Source organism: Flammeovirga yaeyamensis (assembly GCF_018736045.1).
GTDB classification, from domain to species: Bacteria; Bacteroidota; Bacteroidia; order Cytophagales; family Flammeovirgaceae; genus Flammeovirga; species Flammeovirga yaeyamensis.
The window spans coordinates 4340580-4367328 of the sequence record NZ_CP076132.1 but is presented as its reverse complement, the minus strand read 5'-3'; the positions used below and the strand labels follow the sequence as shown (position 1 = coordinate 4367328).

Sequence of the window (26749 nt, the reverse complement as noted above, 5' to 3'; positions counted from 1 at the left end):
TAAACTTATAACAATGAAAAAGTTCATTACATTCCTATCAGCTATTGCTATCTTATCTTCTTGTAACAGCGATGACACTACAGAAGCAATCGTTCCTGAAGACACTTCTTCTCACGATTTACAAGTATCACTTTATGGAATGCCAATAGTTGAAATTGAGAAAGAACAATATCCAGGAGGACCAATAGTTACAACTGAGTTAGATTACAACCGTCAGGTATATATAAACTTAGATGCAGCTTCTGCAGATGCTAATGCCGATACAACAGGGGTACATTGGAACGACGCGGAGTATTATAAATTTGATATTCCAGAAGAGAACACAACAGGAGCAGGTCCAGAAGGTTGGGATATCGTAATGACCTATTACCACGGTATCACTTATGATGACCAAGGAACAGCCACTCCTTATTATATGACAGGTGGTTTAATCAATACATCTAGTGTAAAGGCTATTCGATTAAATAAAGAAGAAATTGAAGGTGAAGGTCAGACTTTCGTTTCTTATGATGATATTACATTTGAAGAAGCTTCAGCGATTACTTTATCATCGGATGCAGCATCAATTGGTTCGGATTGGAAGGTGTTAGATTTCGCAACATTTACTTACAAGATTGTAGAAGATCAGTATTATATCATCGAATCATCTGATAAAAAATTATACAAATTAGTATTCACAGACTTCTATGATTTGGACTCAGGAACAAAAGGATTCCCTATGTTCAAATTCCAAAGAATCATCGCCGAATAGTCTACTAATTTTTTATGTACGGACGTTGCACTGCAACGTCCCTACGCACCCCAAGTAAGTTATGAGGAGTGCATCCCAAGTAAATAAGAATAGAATCATACCAATTCAATTTTTTTTGAATTATAAATTATTTCACGACATTCATAAAAGTGAAGAACATCACTTCACCATAAAACACTTTTAATTCTACTAAATTCAATGAAACAACTTCTTTTATCAGTAATTCTCATCATAAGTTCTTTTACGGTGAATGCACAATTAAAAGCCTATCAAATTTTTGATAAAGAGGGAAAAGAGGTAACATTCGAAGAGATGTCGGCTCAATTGGAAAGTTATAACGTGGTTTTCTTCGGAGAATTACACAATAACCCGATTGCTCATTGGTTACAATTCGAGTTATCTAAGTCTCTAGCCAAAGCAAAAGACAACCAAGTAATTTTTGGGGCAGAGATGTTCGAAAAAGACAATCAGTTGGTATTGGATGAGTATTTAAAAGGGTTAGTAAAGGAAGCCGTTTTAATTAAAGACGGGAAAGCATGGGACAACTATAAAACAGATTATGCTCCTTTAGTAGATTATGCCAAAGAAATTAACGCTCCATTTTTTGCGACCAATGTACCAAGAAGATATGCGAGTTTAGTAGCAAAACAAGGCTTGGATACCTTAAAGACATTGGATAAGAAAGCACAAAAATTAATGGCTCCACTACCTATCGAAGTGCCGTTCGATCTACCTTCTTACAAAGAGATGGAACAAATGATGGCCGGTCATGGAATGAAGGGCAAAGCCAAAAACTTTGTTTGTGCACAAGCCATCAAGGATGCAACAATGGGATATAGTATTGCTAAAGCAGTAAAGAAAAATAAGAATAAAATGATGATTCATTTCAACGGTAACTTCCACTCCAAAGATCACGAAGGGACAGTTTGGTATGTGAATCAATACTATAAAAAAGCCAATTGTGCAGTCATTTCTTTTGTTCAGCAAGCGGATCTATCGAAGTTGGATGACGCAAACAAAGGAAAGAATGAGTTTACGATTGTCTGTAACGAGAACATGACAAAAACATTCTAACTATACCCAAAGCAACTCCCCAAACTCCCATGAGCTTCGAATTCTATAATTTTGAAATGATCGGCAAACCCATGATTGGAACCTCTCTATTCCAACCGCCTTTTAAAGCCAATGCGACTTTACAGGATGAGGCCCGTTTTGTCAAAATTATTCATGGTTCGACGAATTTATATGTTCCCGATCATCACCTCTCGTTATCATCAGGTGATATGTTTATAATGAAGTGCGATAACTTCGTGAATATTTGGGACGAGAATGAGGACGCTTCTAAGTCACAGGTTTTTGTTGCGAACTTATCACCAGAATTTCTAAAGGAGATTTACGATGATGATATTCCATCTGTCTTTCATCAAAAAGAAAGTAAAGATCATAAGGCTATTTTGAGAATTGATCCCAATAATGCCATAGAGTTGTTTATCTCTTCCATGTTATTTTATTTCGAAAATAAAGAAATGATGACGGAGGAATTACTCAAACTCAAGATGAGGGAATTGATCATGATTCTTTTAAATTCAGATCAAGATGGAAGTATCAAATTGATGTTGAAAAGTTTATTCCAAACCAAGGAATATGACTTTAAAGAAGTGATTCACGCCCATCTTTACGAAGATTTGAGCATACAAGATTTGGCCTTCTTTACGGGATTGAGTTTATCCACTTTTAAAAGAAAGTTCAAGACTGTTTTCAAAACAAGTCCAAATCAATACATCAAAACAAAGCGTTTGATGAAGGCAGAAAACCTGTTACGTGTTACCGATCAACGTATCTCAGATATTGCTTACGATTGCGGTTTTAACGATATCGGGTACTTCTCTAAATTATTTAAATCGGAATACAATATCTCTCCTTCCGATTTCAGAAAGTCACTAACGGTTTAGAATTTCCTTAGCCGTAGTCGATGGATTTTCTAAAGGAAGTAAATGCCCATAATCGGTAATTTCCACAAGATTTAGATTAGGATTTAACGACTTCCAATGTTTTCTCACTTTCTCTGATAAGAAGAGAGAAGGTTTGCCTGCAATAATCTTCAATGGCACTTTTACGTTTTTAATAATCTGATCTAGGTTGACAGGAAGTCCATAATTTAACATCTCCCAAGAAGCAGGAAACACCAATTCAGAATTGCTATTTAAGCTACGTTGTGCCAATAAAAACAACTGTTGATCGTCGAATCTTTTGTATCCTTGATTTTCTCTCAAGTACTCAAAAAATGTGAGCGTATCTTCCCATTTTTCTTTTTTAGCTAAAGTAGCAATCATGGGTTTCATCTTCTTTTTGATCCATAATGGAAGAGGATGAAAAATAAGTTGAATTAATTTTGAAACTGAAGCAGGCTCAATTAAAATTAACTCCTTAAACAATTCAGGCTTTTTGATGTAGGCCAATAAAGTAGCCGTTGCCCCTTGAGAATGACCAATGCCAACAATGGGTTCATCATAATTTTGTTCGATAAACTCAATTAAATCGTCTGCATACACTTGCCATTTAACCTGACCTTTGGGTGTAGGAATATCATCCCAACAAGCTCTGAACAGAAGACTTTTTAAAGCAAAAGTTCCGCTTAATTCATTCAGCAATTCTTCATAAACATGAGAGGGGAAACCGTTCGCTCCATAAAAATGAGCAGGAGTTCCTTCAGAAGAGATATCAAAATAAGAAGCTGTTTGATTTTGTAGTGTTGTTTTATGTATCATATAGGTTTGGCAGGGCCAGAAGAATAAAGTAAAAAATGTTTTGTTGGTTGTTATGTATCAAAAAGTTATCCAAGATGTATATTCATAACTAATACGATTTTTTGATGGACTTTAAGACCATTTATTTGAGCAGGAGTCCATTTGCCTGAGGTTAATTCAATTAAATCATTTATACAATCTATAGTTATCCCTTGATTGGTACAAACATTTCTAATGTTACCCTCCTTATCTACAATGAATGTGATATAGATTTTACTACTGAAATTGTTTTTTTGATTTGGATCAAAATGTAGTGTTTTTCCAACTGCTTTATAAAATTTCCCCATTCCTCCTTCATATGAAGCAGGTACTTCTACACTATCATATACAGGTTCTCCATCTAAAGAATCAAGATTGCATGGAGCACCTTCTTTCTCAAAATTGAGGAGCTTTTTATTATAAATTCCTTGACTAAAAGAATAGAATGGTAATAGAATTAGGGAGATGTGGATTAGAAGTTTCATATGATGTATATTATTGATTACCGACAATTTAAATAATACAATTAATATTTTCTGTATTTCGTTGATAAAGCTTTAGCTATTCTATACATTAGAGATAATTCTAAACAAGCAAACAAAAAACTTCGATTGATTCATGAAAAACATTACCATACTCTTAGGTGGACTATTTTTAATTTTAATCTTATCACATTCTCCCAATATATATACTTATCTTACTTCTGATGAAACAACAGCAGAAGTTGTTAATTATGAATTTTATAGTGGTGGAGGAGGAACTAGTAGATATCGCAAAGGTACTGTTTACTATATAACAGTTAAACTAAACGAAAATTATAATTCTCGAAAAGAGACATTGATGGAGTACGTGCCTTATTATGAAGGAACACAACTTGATGTATTAGTTAATAGTTCTTCAGGAAGGGTTACAATTTTTAGCTTTTGGTCTTTTTGGTGGAAAAACACAATTTTTGCTATTATCGTTGGATCATTATGGTTTGTTGGTTTTGTGAAAGCTGTTTATTTAAAGGATTAATAAAATTTATTTATTCCGAGATCCTCGACCCCAGACTAAAGTCAGGGGCTTGTGGTAATTATGCCTTTTCAGGACTAAAGTCCCGAAGGCTTGGACGAGTATTCACTCAACACTAAAGTGTTAAAACATTACACATTAAAATTTGTAAAGACTTCAGTCTTTACAAATCTAATTACTTCCAGCCTCAGACTTTAGTCTGGGGTTTGAGATATATATTGAAATTAGGATATTAAAAATGTATAATGATATTTATAATCAACGAATTGCACTTCGTAGGGTAAAGAAAATTTCTGACTTAAAAATATAGCAATCTACAAATCTTTATCAGCACTAAAATATCCTTTAAGGGAAGAAGTATTGATTCCCTTAAAGGATAATTATTTTATTGTTTAATGAATAATTTCTGATCCTCGAAAGAATCAGAAACTATTTTGAAAATATACATTCCGCTGGGAAATGCATCAAGATTAATGTTGCTATTTTGTTCTAACCCAGCCTGTGCCATCACTTTTCCATTTAAATCATAAATAAAAAACTGTGCATTGATTGGATTAAAAACATCATCAATTTTATAGTTCAGAGTAGACTTTACCGGATTAGGGTAGAGGTTCCAACCTACTTTTTTTAGATCATCTTCAACTCCTGTTATATCTCCTCTTTTATTTTCAAGATAGATGAAAATATCTTCGTTGGCTGATATATCTTTTAATTCAATATAAAACTTACCTGAAGCACTTGCAGATACATCTATTTCGTCTTTTAACTCATAAGTATAAGCATTGTAAACATAGAATGTGTAATCGTTTTCGGGTAGTCCATCAATTTGTAAAGTGATGTTCCTAAGGTTAGTGCCGTTACCTTCTACAAATACATAACCATGTCGATTTCTAATAAGAATACCTTTTGCATTTAAGTCTTCACTATTAATAAAGCTAAGATCTGTACGTTCACTGTCAGAGTTAGTAGTCATCTTTTCAGTATACTCAGAAAGGAATTCGAATTTATTGTAAGCATTCCAAACTTCGTAGTTTTCCCACCACCATGTCATAGGAATAATTGATGTCTTTTCGAACATACCTAACCACATCGTTTTTTGTAGATCTTTGATCCATTTTGCTTCGTCGTTATTGTTAGGAGGCATAAAATCCAATCCCATTTCACCAACTACATAAGGCTTTTTATGTGTGTTAGTCATGTCAGTGATAACTTGAGCCATGTTATCTACATAGTCATAAAGATGAGATTGAATCATATCCAACTCATCGACATCAAATAGTCCGTTTATCTGATTGTGACTGATACTAGTTGTAAGGATGTGGTTATGATAATCTATCGATTTTAGGTAGTCACCCATAATGCCGTGCCATTCAACCACATCAGCAGGGTTTACATTTTGTCCAGAATAAATGATAGTGTTATCCACCTCATTAAAAAACTCAATAGCTGCAACAGAAGTACTGTACCCCCAACGAGCAACAAAATATCTTAGCCTATTTTTATAAAGTCTTCGTGCTTCTTCGAAAGTGAAGAAATCGTTCGGATTCACACATCCTGCCAACTCCTTATAAGGGTGAACGTTCCAGAAGTTATTTCCCCAACCATCGTTGTTGTTTACCCAAAGTGCACCATGGAAATCCATAGCTAACATTAAATACATCTCATTCTTTTCCGCTTCGTTAATCATATACTCGATGCGTTCAAGACCTTCTGGATGGTAACCAATTCCGTCATAATCTCCATAACGATCCGAAGTTGGGTTACTCCATTCAATGGGTAAGTTCCAAGGAGCATTCACCCATGTTCTTACAAAGTTGATATCATGATCTGCAAAAAGATCGAACCAGAATTCGTAAGTGTATTTGGGGTTTTCGTTATTCCTTGCTTCCCAGGCCATGTTTAGACCAAAACCTCTAAATCCAGATCCGTTATCAAATACTAGATTATTGAAGTTGTTATTTACAGTATGTAAAAAACCAAGACCTTCACTGTCGGATGCCGAGAAAGTTTGTTCTTCTGATGTCGTATTCTGATCACCAGTAATCACTTTAATAGTGAATGAATAACTACCTTCTGATTTTGGTGCTATTCTAAGACCCCACTCAGAAACACCTCCTTCAACTCCTTTATAAAAAAGAGGGTAATCTACAGTAGTTCCATCAGGCAGTTTGATGTTCGCACTTACATCGATGTCTTGAGGGTCGTAAGGATTAGTATACTCCGCCTTCACCTTAATAATAGATTCGAATTTTTCGAAAGTACTTAAAGATGTAGTGTTGTTAGTAATCTCAATAATCTCAGGCTGAATAGTGGACGCTGTTAGTGTAAAATGAATTACAAAAAATAATAAAGTAAATAGTTTAGTAAACTTCATATATCATACTATTATTAAAATTAAAGATGTGTAAATGTAGAGTTATCAAAAAAAATCTACTACTACATTTATGTCACAACATGATACTATTTTGAATATCGTCGAAATTTATATCAAATTTAGATACTATTTAGAGTACATAGACTCTTTGATATTAAAATAAATTCAAAAAAGTATCATAATTGAGTTTTATCCTATAAGAATGCATCAGATAACCCCTCTACATTTGTATCATGTTGTTGTCAATCATTTTTATTTAATGTAAAAGCTCTAAACTTGTATGAAATTATGAAGCTTAAAAAATTTGAGGGAAATCCAATTTTATCTCCACATGAAACCAACGAATGGGAAAACCTAGTTGTTTGTAATCCAGGTGCTTGGTATGAAGATGGGACATTCTATATGATGTATCGTGCGGCCGGAGATGATTTTGATCACAAGATCCATTTTGGATTGGCAGAAAGTAAAGACGGTTTTAACTTTAATAGAGTACAAGATCAACCTGTATTTTCTCCATCAGAGGATGGACCAGATTCGGGTTGTGTGGAAGATCCAAGAATTGTAAAATTTGGAGACACTTACTATATCACTTACGCCTACAGAGCTTTTCCTCCAGGTCAATATTGGAAATACAGTTATGATGCAGTAGTTGCTCCAGAAATGGACGAATTTCACCCAGAGTTACTTAGGAAAAATATAGCAAACACAGGCTTAGCTATTTCAAAAGACTTAAAAACATTCCGCAGAGTAGGTCGTATTACCAAACCAGAGTTAGACGACCGCGATGTGATTATTTTCCCAGAACAAATTAACGGAAAGTACTACATGTTACACCGTCCTAAAGAATGGATAGGGGCAGAGTATGGTACAGAATACCCAGCAATTTGGATCCAATCGTCTGACGATATGGTGAACTGGAAACATGAATCGGATTTATTACTTAAAGGCGAAGAATGGTGGGAAGTAAAAGTGGGTGGAAACACTCCTCCAATTAAAACCAAAGAAGGTTGGGTAATGCTTTACCACGGTGTAGATAAAGACAATTGTTATCGTGTAGGAGCTTGTTTATTAGACTTAGAAGATCCAACAAAGATTTTGTATAGAACAAAAGACTTCATTATGGAGCCAGAAGAAGAGTGGGAGAAAAGTGGTCTATACAAATGGGGAGTAGTCTTTCCTACAGGAAATGTATTAGTTGACGATATCCTGTATATCTATTATGGTGGTAGCGATCAATATTGTGGTGTGGCGACTTGTAATATCGATGAACTTGTTGAGTTTATCAAAGACAATACAAAGGTTTCTCCTTTAGTATTAAGTTAATAATGTAATAAGGCCCCTATACTTTGGGGCCTTATCATTTATTTGATAGTATCTGAACAATACTATTCAATTGACTTGTTAAGTTTATATTTTTGAAATGAATTTCTGAGAACTATCACAATAGTTATCCGCTTTATATGGGAGCTTTTGATGAATTTTTTGATATAGTCTTAGAAAAGGTGAATTAAATAAAGAACAATTATGGACTTCCAAATGAGCAACATCGATTTAGTCTTTGTTGTGATCTATATACTTGCCATTTTATTTTGGGCATTTAAAAATGCCAATAATTCCGATTCTGAATCCTATTTTTTAGCAGGAAGGAACATGTCTTGGAAAGCAGTAGGCTTATCGTTATTTGCAGCCTCAGTATCCTCTACGACATTAATAGGACAATCGGCAGAAGGTTTTAAAACGGGGTTAGCGGTGTATAATTACCAATGGGTATCCATTCTGGTGATGATCTTTTTCGCTGCTTTCTTTTTACCATTTTATATTAAATCAGGGGTATATACCATGCCTGAGTTCTTAGAAAAAAGGTATGATAAACGACCAAAAACCTTCTTTTCGATCATTACAATTATTGGTAATGTATTCTTAGACGCCGCAGCTGCTTTATATTCAGGAGCCTTAATTATCCGTTTGATATTTCCCGAAGCAGAGTTATCAACCATTATTTATTTAATGGCCATTATCGCTGGTTCATATACTATTTTTGGAGGTTTGTCATCGGCAATTAATGCAGAACTTGTACAAGCAGTTATTCTAATTATTGGTTCGATTATACTTTCGTATTTGTGCTTTGCAGAGATAGGAGGTTGGGAAGTTTTAATGGAACGTTTCAACGAAGGAATGTGGCTACATTTGGTGAGACCTATGGATGATGCCACCACCCCTTGGCTCGGAATTATTTTGGGTATTCCAGTATTAGGTTTCTATTTTTGGGGTAATAACCAAGTGATGGTACAAAGAGTACTTTCAGCTAAATCTATCGAAGACGGTAGAAAAGGAGTGTTGTTTGTAGGGTTCTTATATATCTTCACTTTATTCATCTTTATTTTCCCAGGTTTATGTGCTCGTTTAATGGATTTATTCGATGTGCAAGTGCCACTTTCTATGTTCGGAAATGAAGTAACAGAAATTGTGGATGTCAATGAAATTTATCCACGTTTAATTATGAGTTTGATGCCAATAGGCTTGATGGGAATTATTATGGCAGCGATGATTTCTGCCCTTACTTCTACTTTATCAGCATCTATTAACTCGGCCTCTACATTATTAACGATGGACTTTTATTCTAATGCTTTCCCGAATACATCGAAAGAAAGATTGGTTAGAGTGGGTCAAATCATATCTGTTATCATTTTGATTATCGCAGCGATTTGGGCTCCGAATATTCAAAAGTTTGGATCATTAGTCGATTACTATCAAGAAATGGCTTCTTATTTGGCTCCTCCAATTGTAACCATTTTCTTCTTAGGTTTATTTTGGAAAAGAGCAAATGCCAATGGTGCTTTTGCCACATTACTAGTCGGAGCATTGATGGCCGTTTTATTACTATTATTCAAAAATCAGACGTTCTTAGCTGATGTTCACTTCTTATTGATGGTACCAATTTTAGTATCAATTAGTGTTATGGTTTGTGTAGCTGCCTCATTAGCGACAGCAAAACCATCATCAGCACAGCTAGAAGGAAACTTATGGAGTATTGATATTTGGCATCAGGAAACGAAAGAGTTGGAGAATGTAAAATGGTTCCATAATTTTAGAATTCAAGCGTTAATATTAGCTATATTAGCTATTCTTTCTTTTATCATATTCCTGTAGACTAAACATTACATACAATGAAGGTATTTCCAGAAATAACACCAGTAAGTGATGAAAATCTATTCGTATTACAACATCACCATAATGCAGACTTTGATTATCCAATACACTTGCACGACGATTTTGAGTTGACTTTGGTGGAGGGTTGTAATGGTAGAAGGATTGTAGGTAATTCTGTAGCTAATTTCGAGCAAGAAGATCTTGTTTTTCTAGGTCCGAATATTCAACATAAATGGATGAAAGAAGAAGGCTCAACAGATAAGCCTTGTGTAACGACCATACAGTTTAAACGGAGTATTTTTTCAGATTCACTCTTGAATAAGAATGAGTTTGAAAGCATCAAAGGACTATTTTCTAATTCTGGTAAAGGAGTAGTTTTTGAGGGTACAGATCGTTACAGAATCAAGTTAATCTTAAAGGATTTAGTTAAAAGTACAGGTTTTGAACGTGTCTTATTGTTCTTCAATTTATTACATCAATTGGGTATAAGTACCGAAACAAGATCACTAGCTTCCGAAGGTTTTATTGGAGTTCATCCTCAGGAAACCAGTAGAAGAATAAATAAGGTCTTGGAGTTTATTTTCGAGAATTATCACCGACCAATTGATGTACAAGAAGCCGCCCATTTAATTAATATGAGCGACTCAGCTTTTAGTCATTTCTTTAAGAAAAGAACAGGTAAAAGTTTCATCAAATTTGTAAATGATATTCGACTAGGAAAATCTACTTTTTTCTTGATCAATACTAATAAAAATATAGCAGAGATATGTTATGAATGTGGCTTTAATAACTTGTCAAATTTTAATAGACAATTTAAAAAGTTTAAAGGAGTAACCCCTTCTATCTTTAGAAAATCATTAGCTAATTTACAGTCTGTTGAATCTTAAATGATCTATTCATCGAGGGGAAAATAACCCCTCGATGAATAGTATATAAATCTAAAGTTTTACTGTACTTTCTTCTCTTTAATAAAAACTATTTTATCAAAACAACTTACAGGAATCCCTCCTTCATTTACAATCCCCGGTGTTGCCGAATTCGTAAAAGCGAATCTTACCCACTCAGGATTTTCGATAGGTGATTTAAGAATAATCTGATCATTTTCAATACTGATATCTGTAGCTTTTGCAGTGGATTGCTCATTACCCACCTCAAAATAATTGATGTCCGAGGAGGCGAAATGTAAGCCCTTAGCATTTTTAAAAGCAAGGTGTAAACGACCGTAATAATCCGTGAAAATACGTTCGATTACTGGGGAATAAACTTCTTTTGTGAGGATACCATAATGATCTTTTAAAGCAATATTTGCCAAACGGTGTCCAACAGGTTTTTTATTGATGGGGTGAATATCATTTAAGTCGGCTACATCAGAAATAACCAACATTTTAGAGTTGGACAAAATGTTCATAGTTCGTCTTTGCTGATCTCTAAGTTTTGCTGCATTAATATTATCACCATAATGATATGGAGCAATCTGCACATAATACAAAGGCAGATTTTTTTTGAATTGTTGTCTCCAAATTTCACCCAATAGCTTTAGTTTTTCCGCATATAATTCTGGAAACTCCACATTAGCTTCTCCTTGATACCATAGCAGTCCACTGATGGTGTAATCTTTAAATGGAGCCACCATACCATTGTAAAGTAAACCTTGTTCAACAGGCCCCCAAGGATTAGGTTTTAGTTTTTGAGAGGAAGCCCAAAGATCCTTATCATTCTGTAAAGCTTTTTTAGGAATCCATGTTTCTATAGGCGTACCACCCCAAGAGGTAGTGATAACTCCTACAGGAACCATTAATTGATTTTTAAGTTTGGTCGCAAAGAAATAAGACACTACACTCACGTAAGGCATGGTCTTCGGGGTCATTATCAACCATTCTCCTTCTACTTTGGCCCCTTCTTTTCCATCTTTGTTTCTTTCAGCTTTAAAAATACGCACCATCGGTTGATGTGCATTTTTTATCTCTGTACTATCATTCATTAACCCAGCAGAAGCTGACCATTCCATATTCGACTGACCTGATGCTAACCAGACTTCACCAATCAAAATGTCTTTAATCGTAATACTTTCTTTTCCTTTGATGGATAATTGATGGGTATCAAAACTACCTTTAGGCGTCTTTAATTTCACTGACCAAAACCCAGATTTATTCGATCTACATTCCACTTCTTCTCCCCAACTACTTGATATCCGAACCGAAGTTTTCGCTTTTTCCCATCCAAAGATGCTGACAGAATCGGATTGCTGTAAGAGCATGCCATCAGAGAAAAAGGATGGAAGTTCTAAGGCATAAACTCCTTGAAAACAGAAAAAGGATAGTAGTAATAGTATATAATTTTTCATCTCAAATTTGTTTGATCGTTTATTGTAAAGGAAGAAGTTCTAGCATTTGTTTTGCGTATCGTTGTCCTAAAAGTCGTACCCCTTCGCTACTAAAGTGGACACTGTCTTTTTGTGCCAAACAATCCTCTGATGAGATCACATAACAATGATCTATCTTAGAAGGCAAAGTAGCGATAATATCGTTCATTTCGGCTTCAATCCCGCCTTGCTTTTTGTCTACTAATTCTCCCACCAAAAGAGGGGGAGGGGTCTCCTTATTTAAAGCAAGGTCGGTGATTAAATCTTGATATATTTTCTGAACATATTCCGGCCATTTTTCTCTATCAGGAGTACCATTATTAGTCTCTCCCTGATGTAAAAGAATACCTTTTATCACCCCTTGCTGTTGTGCCAATCGCGCGTATTGTACAAGGTGGTGATAAGGGTGATTTTGATAGTCAGAAATCTTATTTCTAAACCAAGTATCGGGATCATAAGTATCAAAGTATTTTTGATAATCATCTTTATCAAAAAGTCGAATATCGCAACCTGCCACAGACACATTGATGATCCCCACTTTAATACTGTCAGGGAGGGAATTTACCATAGTATTGACGAAACTATTTGATGGCGAAAGTCCCACCTGATCAGTAAAATAGCAATTGGCTAATGGAGGAATAGCAGTATACCATTCTCCTTTTTTTCTCTTTAAGTTATTGCAATCTACAGTTTGAAAAACCATAGCACGAGGATCTACATTTCTATCGACTTCTTCAATAGGGGCAAACCCTTCCATATTCGATTGCCCAATGCACAGATAAATATGAAAATTGGGATCAACTGAAGTTGTAGTTTTTACTGGTTTTTTCTCAGGAATCATGCTACTAAATAAGATCAGGAGAAGTGTCGTTTTGAAGAAGTTCATCTCGTATTGGTTGTTTAAGTTTAATTAAAAACTAAAATACTAAAGTCTATTACAATATCTAATTAACCATGATTTCAATCATAGGTAATACAAATTATTTCTGCACCTTCTTATTATATTTCTTAATTATTTTCAAAGTAGATTTATCTGTTTCATAAACAGAATACCAACCCTGATATTCGTGAGGAGGATCCCCGATTAAGTCATCACCAGTTTTCCAGATAGAATGAGGTGTACTTGGTCGGCCCTCACCACCCCAAGCCCAGAAGTTACAACCCACAAATGTGTTATCACCTTTCTCAATAGCTTGAGCGAGTTCTTCGAAAAGAATACTGTAGTATTTATCTCTAACACTCACACTACTCTGGTCGCTATGATCATTTTTATCTCTAGAAATACCAAACTCTTCCAACACAATGGGCTTATTCATTTTATTCCCTATTTCTATATGTTGTTGAATATACTTCTTTGCTTTTACCACAGCATTATCAAATGTTCCCTCCACATTGTTAGGATCGTACCATCCCCAGTTTTGTACCCAAATATGGAAAGTCATATAATCGATGTTTTCCGAAAGGTGATCTTTCTCGAAATCAGTTCCTGAATTTTCACTAGGAGTATAGCCCTCAGATCCGGTCGTGACCAAGTGTTTATCATCCAACGATTTGATGTATGCCGCAGTGGTATTAATCCACTCGACTAACTGATTTCCCCTTAAGATATTTTCTGGTTCATTGGCCAGTTGCCAAGCCATTATTGTTGGGTCATCGGTATAACTTGCTTTAGTAATGGAGTTTCTTCGAGTAATTATTTTTTCTATGGCTTTTTTGTAAAGTGCCTGTGCTTCTTTGTTCTCATAAAACTGACTTGCATATTTTCCGTAAGTATGCCAATCGCCATTCTCAGCGGGTGGGGGAAAAGGAATAGTCCCACCTTTTGTCCATTTAATATATTGTGAGAAACCTCCTGACCATGGCCAGAAGTTGTTCAAACATACTACTGCTTTCATGTCTCTTTTCTGCATCTCCACCAAAAGAAAATCCAAACCATTCAACAAGTCTTCGTTAAATTCTCCTGGAGCAGTTTGTAAGGCAGGTTGCATACACCAAGGCGTATCTTTATCCCCTTCAGATAAAGCCATTATGCGTAGGTTTTTTACCCCAATTTTTTTCAATCGATCCAATTCTCTAATCAATCGAGGCTGATCGAATGCACCCAAGTTCATTCCATACCAAAAGTTGGTGCCGATATAATGATAAGGTTGATTATTGATGACCAATTTACCATCGGCCACCTTTACAAACTGATCTTGAGCAATGCTCTGCATCGTTAATAATAAAGTGATGCAAACCGTGAGTAATTTCTTCATGTCTTTTTTCACTTTTAGATTATAAACTGCTTAGAATAGTTACCGATCGAGCTGGTAGAGGAACTACACCACCTTTTCTAAGATCAAGATCTGTGTTATTTAGCGCAGGTCTTCCCATTTCTGTATTTAGTTTATAATCATCAGCGGTATATTGTAACTGCTTAAGCTTAACTGATTTTTGAATAGGAGCTGACACTGCTATATTTTGAAGTGTATCTGAATTGTTTACCATCAAAATGCTATAATCATCATTAATTTTTCCAGCAGTCATTCTGATACCTTCAGGAAGTTGAGTATCCATTGTATGAATGTCGGTTCCTTTAGGGAAATATTTACATAACCACGACCAAGGGTAGAACCATGGGCGAATATTTTCATCTTCAGGACGATCAATTAATTCTGTTCCTAAGATGTTCCAACATCCCCATCTTTTTAGTTGGTCTACTTTACCTAAATCATCTTTTGTATGCATAGCATCATCAAGATCCCAAGCGATCATTCCTTGTGCACCGGCATTCATTAACTGTATCACAGCATCAGCCATATCCACTCCATACTGATAGGTATAAACGGCCATCTGAGAATCGTAAATAGAAGCATAACCATCTTTTTTTGCAGCTTCCACATTTAATTCTTGGTACTTAGAGTCCCATTCATCTTTAATTCCAATCTCTCCGACAAAGAAGCGTTTTCCTGTTTTGTTTACTTCAGGCATATCCATGAGCATGTGCATCGATTCAGCTGCTTTACCGTTTCTTGTATTATCAGTTCCCAAGTAAGTATGAATTTCGTATGCACCTACGATGGTATCAATATCAGCAATGGTTTTTGTTACCCATTCTTCTCCGGTATAATCAAACCCTTTTTTTGTATACTGAGGTACCGTTCCAGGGCCAGTAATACTTAGGTATTTATCCAACCCTCTCTTCTCAAATTCTTTTTGAAGATCAATCACCCCTTTTTTCCATTCTTCATAATCACCATTAGTGGATGCCCAATCGCCGTTAGGTTCGTTAATATGGTTATAGAATTTGATACAAGTATATCCTTTCTCAACAATAAGATGTTCTACATATTGCCCAATCAAACTGATCCATTGTGGATCGTATGCGTTTTCGAAACGATTTTCTTTGGCATTCTTAATATGTAAGTCATGCACATGAAAAGGTGTTCCCCATTCACCAAAAACAACATCTACGTTTCGAGTCTGACAGTAATCCAAGACCTTGTACAAAGTTTTCATTTCTGGGTTATCAATATCAAAAATAGGTTGTCCTTTTTGATCTCTTCCTTTATAATATCTCCAATTGGCTTGGTCTAACACCCTCATGGTTTGAGGCTGCATATAATCTAATCTTTCATAAATTGTATCCCATTTTGCAGGTGTAATTAAGTCACCCCATTCGGAGTTCGGTCCATCTGCATGCGGATAAGCCGCCCACTGAATACCATTACCAATAAAATTTTTACTAATGTATTTGTCGGCTTCAATTTTAGCGAAGTATTGATGTTGTTTTTCTTCCTGACAAGATAAAAAAGTGGTTGTTATAATTCCAGAAAGAAATACCTTAGTTAATAGTTTCATTTAGTTCTATAAAGTTATCTTTTGATAAAAAATTCATCTCAAAAATAAAGACCTACAATGTTATTGTCATATAGTTGTAATTCTTTAAGTTGATGCAATATCTTTATCAAATAATTAAAGTTATAATTTACTTCAAAAAAGTATAATACATAGGCAGAAATGTATTATATATAATTTCAGTCAGCTAAATGAAAATGATTAAACTTCTGACTATTTACATTAGTTAATAAATAAAGCAGGCTTTAAGTGGCTTTAAATAAGGTTTTTAAGTTGCCTGTGATGACTGGGTAGTGACTTCAAATGCAATAATTCTATTTTTTTGACTTCTATAAATCATGATACATTATTATTCAATGATTGTACTTTTATGAATGTGGCTTTTCGAAAAGTGTATTCTCAACTATTATTGCTTTTGTATTGACGACAACAACAGAATTTTTTTATTAGAACACTTTATTTACTAATTAATGAAATGAAAGGCATACTCTATTCAAGACAAAAACTAAAAGTGGTTCTGTCTATCATTCTGACTTTTTATTCTCTTACTTCATTTGCACAAGATAGAGTAATAAAAGGAACGGTGAGTACAGGGAATGAGCCATTAATTGGGGCGAACGTTTTAATTAAAGGTACAGCTATCGGTACTTTAACCGATTTTCAAGGAAAGTTTAATTTGACTGTTCCTGAAGATGCGATCACATTAGTTTTCTCTTACATCGGATTTTTATCTCAGGAAATTGAGATAGGAACACAAACTACTATTGATGTTAACCTATCTGAAGATGCAGAACAGTTAGATGAGGTAGTGGTAGTTGGTTATGGAACCATGAAAAAAAGTGATTTGACAGGGGCTGTTAACACTGTTAAGATGGATGATATACCTCAAAGACCCGCTACATCGGTAGAACAATTATTACAAGGACAAGCAGCCGGTTTACAAATAACCAATTCTTCTGGACAACCTGGTAGCGATGTTTCTGTAAAATTGAGAGGGGTAAGCTCTCTTTTAGGAGATAGTAGTCCATTATTAGTAGTTGATGGATTTCCTATTGGTAATGCAGGTAATCTAAAACAAATTAACCCGAACGATATCAAATCGATTGAAGTATTAAAAGATGCTTCTGCGTCCGCTATTTACGGATCGAGAGGAGCAAACGGGGTAATAATGATTACTACTAAAAAAGGTAGTGGTGGACAAATGAAGATCGATTTTAACTCAAGAGTTTCTTTGGCGACACCACCTAACGAATTTAATGTTATCAAAGATCCAGCTCAATATGCAACTATTCATAACGAAGGTAGGGTCAATGCAGGTTTACAGCCATTTTATGTAGGGGAAACTTTCCAAGGGACTTATTATCCGTCTGTTAAAGAAATAACTAGTGGAGCTTGGGGAACATCTACAGATTGGCCGGGTGTAGTTTATAGAAATGCATTGGCACAAGACCATAACTTATCAGCAAGTGGTGGTAGCGAAAATACAAAGTATTATTTCTCTTTAGGATACTTAGGTCAAGAGGGGATTAATATAGGTGACGATTACAAAAGATATAACATGCGTGTTTCTTTGGATCAGAAGATTTTTAGAAACTTAATGGCAGGAGTAAATGTAATTTACAATCATACCGATCAAAATTCTGTCAATGCAGGTGGTGTTAATCGTTCGCCAGTATTTCCAGTTTACGACGAAAATGGATCATACTTCTTTATTGGTGGACAAGATTTCTACCACCCAATGGTATGGGCAAATGAGGTGGTTAACAATAATAAAGGACACGATTTCATTTCAAATATGTACTTGAGTTTAAAGATCATGAACGATTTGGAATTGAAAACAACCATGAACATCAAGTCAGGTAATGGTATTACAGATCATTATGAGCCAATTGGAAAAACATGGCAAGGGGCAGAATCAGTTGGTTACGGTTATATCTCGAATTATAACGACTTGGACTTATTAAGTGAGACATACCTTAATTATAGTAAAACCATCAACCAAAAACACAGAATTAGTGCAATGGCTGGATGGAGTGCTCAGAAATATACTGTAAGGACAAGTCAGCTAACAGGTAAAGGTTTCGTAAACGATAACCTTGTGAATCAAGACTTAAATTCAGCTGAAAATAAAGACATTGTCAATTCACTCTCTTCTAGTTTATTATTATCAGGTATTGGTCGTTTAAACTATGTTTATGATGACAAATACTTAATTACTGGTACAATTAGAGCGGATGGTTCTTCTAAGTTTGGTAAAAATGAGAAATGGGGTTACTTCCCATCGGTGGCCGTAGGTTGGAATGTACAAAATGAAGAATTCTTGAAGAACTCAGATGTGGTTTCTCAATTGAAAGTGAGAGCTTCATGGGGTCAGGCTGGTAACCAAGGTCTTCCTGCTTATAGAATTGATGAAAGATATGGTACAGGTCGTTATCCTAACCCAACAGCAGATGGTACATTTACAACAGGTTTTGGTCCAGGTGTATATTCTTACTCTCCTGATGGTATTTATAAAATTTGGGAAGGAATGGCCAACCAAGATTTGAAATGGGAAACAACTACAACAGCTAACTTAGGTATAGATATTGGATTGTTTAAATCTAAAGTAATGTTGACAGCTGAGGTTTACCATAAGTACACAACAGATCTATTAAGAAGAGAGCAAATCGCTCCAAGTTCTGGGTACGATATGATGTGGGTGAATGATGGTGAAATCAAAAACACAGGTGTAGAATTAAGTTTGGATTATGCAGTAATCGAATCGAAAGATTGGGATTGGAGTGTGAGAGGTATGATTTCGAAAAATAGAAATGAAGTAGTTGATATCGGAAACACTGATGGATTTGATTGGTACGGAGGTACAGTAGAAAAATTTAGAACTCCTATTACAGTATTAATGCCAGGACAACCATTAGGAGCTTTCTATGGCTATAAAACAGACGGTATCATTCAAACTTACGAAGAAGGTTTGGAAGCTGGTTTAACAGGATCAAGAGCAAGACCAGGCGAAATTAAATATGTTGATTTAAATGGTGATGGTGTGGTAGATGCCAACGATAGAACAATTATTGGCGATCCGAACCCAACGTTTATTTATAGCTTCAGTACGAAACTAAGATATAAGAAATTAGACTTCTCTATTCTATTTACCGGAGTACAAGGCAACCAAGTATACAATAATACAAGGTTTGATGGAGCAGCAATGTTGAGTCGATGGACACCAGATAACCCAACCAATGATTATCCAAGTTTAAATGAAGCAAGAGCCTATGAGGCTTCAGATTATTGGATTCAGGACGGCTCTTATTTAAGAATTTCGAACATCAACCTTGGATATAACTTCAGTAGCAATAATATCAAATGGTTAGATAGATTGAGAGTGTATACTTCTATTGATAACCCAGTGGTTTTCTCTGATTTTCAGTATGGTTATGATCCAGAAGTAGGCGGAGATGGTATACATTGGGGCAATTACCCAATGCCAACTACATACTCGTTAGGTCTTAATGTAACTTTTAACTAGTAGAGTGAAATGAAATCAACGATTAAAAATATATTCTTAACAGCTGCAGCAGTATTCGCTTTATCTGCTTGCAGCCTTGATGAGGACCCTTACGGTTTCTTATCCGGTGATAACTTTTATAAAACACCTTCTGATGCAGAGTCAGCTTTAGCTTATACCTATTCGGTAAATTCAGATATTGAATACTATTCTAGACACTTGATTATTGCAACAGAGGTACCAACAGAAACGCTAACAATTAAGCCCGATGCAGGTGCGGACCAACATGCATTGGACCGTTTAGAAATACTGAATAACAATACTATTGTTGAAGATATGTGGCGTTATCCTTACTTGGCGATTAACCGTGCAAACGCAGTAATTCTTAATGTGCCAAATACTCCAGATATGGACGAAACTAGAAAGTCTGAAATTGTAGGTGAAGCTAAATTCTTAAGAGCGTTACATTACTTTAACTTGGTAAGATTTTTTGGTGATGTGATAATCAGAGATCAACAAGTATCTACAATAGATCAGGTAAATAAAGGAGTTTCTCCAATGGAAGATGTCTACGCCTTCTTATTAGAAGATCTAAATGATGCTGAGACACGTTTATCCACTGAAAGAGTATATGGTAGAGCAAATAAGGTAGCTGTTTGGGCTTTATTGTCAAAAGTGTATTTGCAATTGGCATCTGCAAAAAATACAGGTGTAGAAGGTTATGAATGGGTGTCAGATGCTGAATCCAACTACACTCAAGCAGCCAATTATGCTAAGAAAGTATTACAAGATCAATCTACTTATTCTTTCGAAGAAGATTTAACGGAGACATGGAATGTAGATACTAGAATTGCAGCAAAGGAACATATTTTTGTGGCTGCCACAGACCGTAATGGTTTATTAGAAGGAGAATATACAAAACTACCAATGTTATTTATGCCTTGGGCAGATGGTGCAGAACAAGTCATTTTACCAAACGGAACTACTATTCCAGGTGGTGGATGGGAACACCTTTGGATTGAAGATGATTTTGTGGCTAATTATGATGCAGCAGATCGTAGAGGTAGCTTAGAAATGATTATCGATAAAGTTACCGTTCCAGGTGCAGGAGATGAAGGAGCAGATAAAGAACTTTTCTATCCTGGAGGAGGTTTACAAGCCACTTTCCCAACCAAATTCTTAGATCCTAATATGATCGGTCAGCAAGCCACTTGCGATACACCTATCTTACGATATACAGACATCATGATGGTGTACGCAGAAGCTATCGGTCCTAATGCCGAAACTTATGCTTTAATGGATCAGATTAGAAATAGAGCGGGTTTATCTCCTCTAGCAGGAGGAATGGGACTACAAGAGTTTAGAGAGTATATTCTTGATGAAAGAGGTAAAGAGTTGGCATTTGAGGGTCAAAGATTATTTGATTTGAGAAGAACAAAAAGCATGGAATCAGTGCTTGGAGGTCAATACGGTAAGCCAATGTCATCGGGTGTATATTACTTCGATATACCATTGATCGAAGTAGACACAAACCCAGAAGTAAACTAATACAAGTAATAAAAAATTATGGTTATCAACGCTCCCCTATAAAGGGGGGCATAAAGTAACAAGCATATGAAAAAAATTATAAACTTCGTTCTATTCTTGGGTTTAATAGGGGTGATTTCTTGTCAACCTAAAGACCCAAACGAATTACTAACAAGCGAAAGAGCAATTATTTCTTATTTCATTGATGGTATCCAAATCGGTCCGGCAGAAATTAATAGAACGCCTAGCGAAAGTGATTTCACCATTTATGTAATTGATGGTATGGACTTAACAAGTGTTACCCCACAAATCGAGATTTCTTTAGGAGCAACAATCTTTCCTGCTTCTGGAGAAGCAGTTGATTTATCATCTGGAGAATATACTTATAAGGTTACTTCAGCCACTGGAGAAGTAAGAGATTGGGTACTAACCGTACAATCATTCGATAACAAAATCCAAGGAAAATGGAAAGTGGGTAAACCAATGGAGTTCCACTACTTTATCGGTGAAGGCGAAAGCTGGGGCTGGGAAGGTGTTAAAGATCTAGAATGGACGCTTCCAGGTGCTGGTGCGGCAACTGACAACGAATTAGAATTTATGACAGTTGGTGTGGATGAAGTAGGTAATCTTTATGGTACAGGTAGTTATACTTCGGGTGCAGATGGTACTTTCGAAACGTTTGTTTTGGAAAATGCATGTCAAGGTTCAGATATTGATTATGCTCCTTATTATGGCAGAATGCCTCAAGGTGATTTTGAATGGGTATTGGATCTTACCAATAACACTATCATCCTAACTCAAGAAGAAAAAACAGAAACTACTTTACCCATCGAATGGATCAATACAGAAGACTATTCTGTTTTTGAATTAGCATTCTCTCCCGAAGCAAACGATTTAGGATGGCAAGATTGTAACTACAATGAGTTAGAACTAAACTTTGGTAAAAGAGTTTGGTATACAATCATTAGAGATGGAGCTTCAATTCCTGATGAAGGGGGAGAAGAAGAAACGGATCCAGTAATTCCAGAATATGCTCCTATTTCTTTAAATGGTGATTGGGGAATCGAAGACATCGGTTTCTGGCCAGGAGGAAATGCAGGAGTTTGTGATGATTTCGATAATATCATGCGATTCAGTAACGAAGTTTTCGATACAGAAACAGGTATCCTTTCAGGCGATTTCGAATACTTAGCTGGTGCAGATGGTAATCTTACAAATGGTAACGGTACAGATTGGGTAGTTTTCCCAGAAAGCGGACGATTTGAATTGAAATTACTTCAAAATCCTAATGATACTGAGAGCAGAGAATTTTGGACAATAAAATTTATCGCTACAGATGGAACAGAACTAGAAGTGCCAAATGCTGTAGAAGGGGGTGGAGCAGATCAGATCACTTTAAAATTCAACGGTGGAAATGCTGGCGGTGTAGATCAAGAAGCCCATTGGTATAAATTCGTTAGAAACTTTGTAGGAACGAAGCCATGTGACGGAGAAACACCTGTCGATCCTGAAGAGCCAGATCCAAACGGTATTTTCCCAGAAGGAACTTGGAGAGCTAGAGACGGAATTATGATTAATAACTATTATTGGTATAGCGATTCTGATAATGGTCACCAACGTTATGGCGATTCTCAAGCAGCCGATAACGATGTAATTACTTTCACTTCAGTAGAACAAAATGGAGATGTTTATACAGGTAATATTCGTGTAGACTATGGAGATGATGGAACATTTGATCTAGGAGAATATACTATGAAATCAGGGACATTTACCTATACAATTACTGGTGATGAATATGGTGCACCTGTTGGTAATTTAGTTATCAATGCAACAGATGGAAGTACAATTACTTACTTTAAAACGAATTTATGGAACAGTAAAGGTGACTTTGATTTCCAAATTAAATTCAATATTGACGAAGTAGGTGAGGTGTATTACAGAATGACAGATAAATAGACAAAATACAATTATGAATTAGGGCACTATTCGTTGTATCGAGTAGTGCCTTAATTTTTATAAACTAAAACTGAAATGAAAACAATAAAATTTTCTCTAATATTTATCATAACTTTTTCAAGATTATTAGGGCAAGATATTCAGTCAACTCAAGTATATCCTGATAAAAAAGTAGCATTTAGGATATATGCACCAAAAGCAAAAAATGTAGAACTAAAATCATATGATAAATGGGATAAAATAGAATTTAAAAAAGACGATTCTGGTGTATGGGAAGGATATTGGTTTAATGTTGAGGATGGTGTTTATTCTTATTATTTTGAAGTTGATGGAATGAAAGTAGTTGACCCACAATCTCCCTTATCAAGAGAGAGTACCCCGACAGTGTTGGTAAAAACAAAAGAACAATTTTATACTCAAAGAGATAATATTAAACATGGAGCAATAGCAAAAAGGTATTATTACTCTAGTACGTTAAATAAAACTAGAAGATTACATGTTTGGACACCTCCAGGTTATGAAAAATCTACAGAAGAATTACCTGTCTTATATTTAGTTCATGGAGGAGGGGGTTCCGATATCTCATGGTCAAGTATTGGGTGTGCAAATAATATTCTTGATAATTTATATGCTGATGGAAAGATCAAACCAATGGTGGTTGTAATGCCTAATGGTACAATAGAAACACCTCAACTATTGGATAGACCTCTTATTTTCAAAAAGGAGTTTATGAATGATATTCTTCCTTTCATCGAAGAGACATATAGAGTGAAATCTTCTCCAGAAGAAAGAGCAATTATAGGATTGTCTATGGGTGGACTGGAAACTTTAGAGATAATAATGGACTATCCTGATCAATTTGCTTATGTCGGAATCTTAAGTTCTGGTTGGTGGTTAAGTGATACTTGGAAACAGGCAAGAGGAATTGTTGATGATAAATCCAAAAGAAAATCACAGGTGATAGGAATGTCTGATAAATTTAAACAAACAAATAAATTATTATTCTTTACTCAAGGAGGTAAAGAAGATCATGCATATGAGAATGGTATGGAGACTCAATTACTTTTTGATAATGCAGGAATAAAATATCAGTTTGAGTCTATATCAGGAGGGCATACTTATAAAGTTTGGAGACAAAATCTTTATAAAATAGCTCCTATGTTATTTAAAAACAATCTCAATTAATGATAAAAATAGGTTATCTCAGAAGGTAAAGTGAGATAACCTATTTTTGTATATATCAGATTATAATTTCGCCGTACTCATTAGAAGAAGTAGGTACTTTTACAAATTAATGATAAAATAGTCTTGATATTGAAAGTTGTATTAACTTAAAGCAGGACTATTTTATAAAAACTTCTTTATCGAAAGCATCACACCCAAGTGTATTCCTTCATGGAAATTAGTGAAAACTAAAGCATCATTCAGATTCGAGATAGTAAAACCAGTTTTTGTTTTTCTCTCGTGATATTCTTTAAAAACATCATTATTTAGATCCTGTTCCAATTGATCCAAAGTGCTGAATAATAACTTTTTGATTTCATCAACTTCTTCTTGAGTTGCTTTGCCATCGGGTACTGATCCCACCGTGTATTTATCAATTAACTCCTTACTTACGTGAACAGGCAGATTTGAAGATTTATAGATCAACCCTTCTTGAGCAACAAGTACATGACCTATATTCCATATTAAATTATTTCTAAATCCATCAGGAATTTTATTCAACTGTTCCAGAGAATAACCATCGATAAATTTAGCTAAAATATGATGATTGGTTCTTAGGTTTTTGAAGATAGCTTGTTCCATAGTTGTTTAATTTAAGTTGGTGTGATCTAAAGGAGAGCACGTTAGATGTATTTAATTTATTCCTAGTTAGTGAAAATGAAGTGAAAAGCAAAGCGTAATACCTCATTCATTTGATTAGTAAAAAATTAATCATCAAAAAATTACCCTTCATTTCATTCATTAATTTACCATTTACCCATTATCCTTTATATATCTTTCATCTACCATAAGGAGAGACTTTTAAAAAAGTATTATCAATTAACAAACAACTACACATAGTATGAAAAGAATAGGATTACTGATTTTGATAACTTTGAGCATTTCTTTAAACACAATAGCTCAAAATCCGATAATAAAACACATCTACACTGCCGATCCTACAGCAAGAGTTTATGATGGTAAATTATATATTTATCCTTCACACGATGTTCCTTGGAACCCTGAATGGGAGAAATTGGGTGCAGAGAAAGAAAGTAACGGTCATGTGATGACAGATTACCACGCCTTCTCCACAGAAGACTTAGTGAACTTTACGGATCTTGGAGTAATAGTAGCTCAAGAAAATGTACCTTGGGGAAATAAATTGGGCTATGGAATGTGGGCACCTTGTATCGCATCCAAAGGAGGAAAATACTACTATTACTTCCCCAATAAACCAGCAGACAAGAGTGGATTTCGTCAGATTGGATTAGCTACAGCAGAAAAACCTGAAGGTCCTTTCACTATAGAGCCTAATTATATTGAAGGTCTAAAGGGGATCGATCCCAATGCTTTTATTGATGATGATGGACAAGCTTATATGTATTGGGGTGGAGGAAAAGGAAACTCTCTAAAAGTGGTAAAGCTAAGTGATGATATGAAATCAATAGTTGGGGAAACGGTGGTGATTGAAAACTTACCCCAAGAATATAAAGAAGGACCTTTTGTGTTCAAAAGAAAAGGAATGTATTACCTGACTTTCCCTCATAATTTGGATACACAAAATAGTACTGAAGAGATTGGATATGCTATAAGTAAGCACCCTTTAGGTCCTTTCGAGTATAAAGGCACAATCATGGATCGTTTTGAAGATTGTTGGACCAATCATCAATCTATTGTTGAGTATAAGGATCAGTGGTATATGTTTTATCATCACAATGATATATCAAAAGCAGGTAACCTTCGATCGGTGTCTGTAGATAGTTTATTCTTTGAGGAGGATGGATCGATTAGGAAGGTGATTCCTACTTTAAGAGGGGTTGGGATCACTTCTGCAAAAGATACAATTCAGATCGATAGATATTCTGAAATACATAATGCAGAAGTCGATTTTGTGAAAAGAGTAGGTATTCCAGAATGGAAAATCACGAATACTAAAAAGGAAAGTTGGGTGCAATACAATACCGTATCCTTTGATGACAAACCAAAGAATGTTCAACTTAAGGTAAAAAGCAAAGCAAAAGGTGGTAGAATTGAACTTAGAGAAAATGTTCCAAATGGTAAACTCATAGCAACTGTTGAAGTAGGTAATACCAATGAGGATTGGATTAATGTTGATACTAAATTGAATTATCGCCCAAAGGGGATAATGAATTTGGTGTGTGTGTTTAAAGAGGTGGATGAAATGGAGTTGGATTGGGTGTTGTTTTCTAGGTGATTTTTCCTCAGATTAAAACCTGAGGGTGGTGATAATTATGCCTATTCAGGACTGAAGTCCTGAAGGCTT

At 35.3% G+C, this 26749-nt stretch carries 20 protein-coding genes; 12 read left to right on the top strand and 8 right to left on the bottom strand.

Annotation, left to right across the window (positions count from 1 at the left end; all coding sequences use genetic code 11):
- Positions 1–13: 13 nt before the first annotated feature.
- From KMW28_RS17265 to KMW28_RS17255, 3 genes are all read left to right on the top strand, one after another.
- The gene (locus KMW28_RS17265) at positions 14–751 is read left to right on the top strand and encodes an HmuY family protein (protein ID WP_169663020.1); all 738 of its coding nucleotides are present in this window, start codon (positions 14–16) and stop codon (positions 749–751) included.
- Between the two features lie 198 nt (positions 752–949).
- Entirely contained in the window at positions 950–1825 is an 876-nt protein-coding gene (locus KMW28_RS17260) for a ChaN family lipoprotein (protein ID WP_169662881.1), read from the top strand.
- A gap of 56 nt (positions 1826–1881) precedes the next feature.
- Complete coding sequence (locus KMW28_RS17255) at positions 1882–2703, top strand: helix-turn-helix domain-containing protein (RefSeq protein ID WP_183363921.1); 822 nt, start codon at positions 1882–1884, stop codon at positions 2701–2703.
- On the opposite strand, the gene KMW28_RS17250 is transcribed toward KMW28_RS17255, so the two are convergent.
- Positions 2692–3519 (bottom strand): alpha/beta fold hydrolase, encoded by an 828-nt coding sequence (locus tag KMW28_RS17250; protein WP_169662879.1) that lies wholly within the window; start codon positions 3517–3519, stop codon positions 2692–2694. The genes KMW28_RS17255 and KMW28_RS17250 overlap by 12 nt on opposite strands.
- A gap of 65 nt (positions 3520–3584) precedes the next feature.
- On the bottom strand, positions 3585–4022 hold the full coding sequence (locus KMW28_RS17245) for a hypothetical protein (RefSeq protein WP_169662878.1): 438 nt from the start codon (positions 4020–4022) through the stop codon (positions 3585–3587).
- Positions 4023–4155: 133 nt separating this feature from the next.
- On the opposite strand from KMW28_RS17245, the gene KMW28_RS17240 reads away from it, so the two are divergent.
- Positions 4156–4554, top strand: coding sequence for a hypothetical protein (locus tag KMW28_RS17240; RefSeq protein WP_169662877.1), 399 nt, complete (start codon positions 4156–4158; stop codon positions 4552–4554).
- Between the two features lie 382 nt (positions 4555–4936).
- Here the strand turns inward: KMW28_RS17240 and KMW28_RS17235 are convergent, their stop codons facing one another.
- On the bottom strand, positions 4937–6925 hold the full coding sequence (locus tag KMW28_RS17235; protein ID WP_169662876.1) for a T9SS type A sorting domain-containing protein: 1989 nt from the start codon (positions 6923–6925) through the stop codon (positions 4937–4939).
- Positions 6926–7213: 288 nt separating this feature from the next.
- Between KMW28_RS17235 and KMW28_RS17230 the strand changes: the two genes are divergently transcribed.
- The 3 genes from KMW28_RS17230 (at position 7214) to KMW28_RS17220 (ending at position 10962) form a co-directional block, all read left to right on the top strand.
- Positions 7214–8248, top strand: a complete 1035-nt coding sequence (locus KMW28_RS17230) for a glycoside hydrolase family 130 protein (RefSeq protein WP_169662875.1) — start codon at positions 7214–7216, stop codon at positions 8246–8248.
- A 201-nt stretch (positions 8249–8449) separates the two neighbouring features.
- Positions 8450–10075: a sodium:solute symporter gene (locus KMW28_RS17225; protein WP_205958133.1), complete on the top strand. Its 1626-nt coding sequence runs from the start codon at positions 8450–8452 to the stop codon at positions 10073–10075.
- A gap of 17 nt (positions 10076–10092) precedes the next feature.
- A complete protein-coding gene (locus tag KMW28_RS17220; RefSeq protein ID WP_169662874.1) occupies positions 10093–10962 on the top strand; it encodes an AraC family transcriptional regulator in 870 nt (289 codons plus the stop codon).
- Positions 10963–11021: 59 nt separating this feature from the next.
- On the opposite strand, the gene KMW28_RS17215 is transcribed toward KMW28_RS17220, so the two are convergent.
- The 4 genes from KMW28_RS17215 to KMW28_RS17200 all read right to left on the bottom strand — a co-directional run bounded on the left by KMW28_RS17215 (position 11022) and on the right by KMW28_RS17200 (position 16277).
- Positions 11022–12419 carry a sialate O-acetylesterase gene (locus KMW28_RS17215; RefSeq protein ID WP_169662873.1) on the bottom strand — a complete coding sequence of 466 codons (1398 nt, stop codon included), beginning with the start codon at positions 12417–12419 and terminating at the stop codon, positions 11022–11024.
- Between the two features lie 19 nt (positions 12420–12438).
- On the bottom strand, positions 12439–13323 hold the full coding sequence (locus KMW28_RS17210; protein ID WP_240972562.1) for a sialate O-acetylesterase: 885 nt from the start codon (positions 13321–13323) through the stop codon (positions 12439–12441).
- A 94-nt stretch (positions 13324–13417) separates the two neighbouring features.
- Positions 13418–14692 (bottom strand): glycoside hydrolase 5 family protein, encoded by a 1275-nt coding sequence (locus KMW28_RS17205; protein WP_169662872.1) that lies wholly within the window; start codon positions 14690–14692, stop codon positions 13418–13420.
- A 19-nt stretch (positions 14693–14711) separates the two neighbouring features.
- Positions 14712–16277 carry a hypothetical protein gene (locus KMW28_RS17200; RefSeq protein ID WP_169662871.1) on the bottom strand — a complete coding sequence of 522 codons (1566 nt, stop codon included), beginning with the start codon at positions 16275–16277 and terminating at the stop codon, positions 14712–14714.
- 472 nt (positions 16278–16749) lie between these two features.
- Between KMW28_RS17200 and KMW28_RS17195 the strand changes: the two genes are divergently transcribed.
- The 4 genes from KMW28_RS17195 (at position 16750) to KMW28_RS17180 (ending at position 24444) form a co-directional block, all read left to right on the top strand.
- Positions 16750–19797 (top strand): SusC/RagA family TonB-linked outer membrane protein, encoded by a 3048-nt coding sequence (locus tag KMW28_RS17195; RefSeq protein ID WP_169662870.1) that lies wholly within the window; start codon positions 16750–16752, stop codon positions 19795–19797.
- Between the two features lie 9 nt (positions 19798–19806).
- A complete protein-coding gene (locus KMW28_RS17190) occupies positions 19807–21324 on the top strand; it encodes a RagB/SusD family nutrient uptake outer membrane protein (protein WP_169662869.1) in 1518 nt (505 codons plus the stop codon).
- A 66-nt stretch (positions 21325–21390) separates the two neighbouring features.
- A complete protein-coding gene (locus KMW28_RS17185; RefSeq protein WP_169662868.1) occupies positions 21391–23259 on the top strand; it encodes a hypothetical protein in 1869 nt (622 codons plus the stop codon).
- Between the two features lie 75 nt (positions 23260–23334).
- Positions 23335–24444, top strand: a complete 1110-nt coding sequence (locus KMW28_RS17180) for an alpha/beta hydrolase-fold protein (RefSeq protein ID WP_169662867.1) — start codon at positions 23335–23337, stop codon at positions 24442–24444.
- A 162-nt stretch (positions 24445–24606) separates the two neighbouring features.
- Here the strand turns inward: KMW28_RS17180 and KMW28_RS17175 are convergent, their stop codons facing one another.
- On the bottom strand, positions 24607–25065 hold the full coding sequence (locus tag KMW28_RS17175; RefSeq protein WP_169662866.1) for a DinB family protein: 459 nt from the start codon (positions 25063–25065) through the stop codon (positions 24607–24609).
- A 259-nt stretch (positions 25066–25324) separates the two neighbouring features.
- Between KMW28_RS17175 and KMW28_RS17170 the strand changes: the two genes are divergently transcribed.
- Positions 25325–26680 (top strand): family 43 glycosylhydrolase, encoded by a 1356-nt coding sequence (locus KMW28_RS17170; RefSeq protein WP_169662865.1) that lies wholly within the window; start codon positions 25325–25327, stop codon positions 26678–26680.
- Positions 26681–26749 lie beyond the last annotated feature (69 nt).